Source organism: Rhodococcus sp. MALMAid1271 (genome assembly GCF_049195265.1).
Lineage (GTDB): Bacteria > Actinomycetota > Actinomycetes > Mycobacteriales > Mycobacteriaceae > Rhodococcoides.
In genome coordinates this window covers 1-442 of the sequence record NZ_JBMIRQ010000021.1, presented here as the reverse complement: position 1 = coordinate 442, position 442 = coordinate 1, and the positions used below count along the sequence as shown (strand labels likewise).

The following is a 442-nucleotide window of genomic DNA, read 5'->3' as shown; positions in this document are numbered from 1 at the left end:
TGGTCACCTCGTTCGGATTGTTCCTCATCGGCGGGTTGATGGCGCTGCTCATGCGCACCGAACTCGCCGTACCGGGGTTGCAGTTCCTGTCCAACGAGCAGTACAACCAGCTGTTCACCATGCACGGCACGATCATGCTGCTGCTCTACGCAGTCCCGGTCGCATATGGATTCGCCAATTACATTCTGCCGCTGCAGATCGGGGCACCCGATGTCGCGTTCCCGCGGCTCAACGCGTTCGCGTACTGGCTGTACGTGTTCGGATCGCTGATCGTGCTCGCCGGGTTCATCACCCCGGGAGGTGCCGCGGACTTCGGATGGACCGCTTACACCCCACTGACGAGCGCACTGCATTCCCCCGGTGTCGGTGCCGACCTGTGGGTACTGGGCCTGATCCTGTCCGGCTTGGGCACGATCTTGGGTGCGGTCAACTTCATCACCAC

1 protein-coding gene is annotated in these 442 nt (G+C 62.0%); it reads left to right on the top strand.

Annotated features, from left to right (window positions below; all coding sequences use genetic code 11):
- A partial coding sequence (locus ACOQFP_RS01015) for a cbb3-type cytochrome c oxidase subunit I (RefSeq protein WP_421583174.1) occupies window positions 1-442 on the top strand: 442 nt, incomplete at both ends.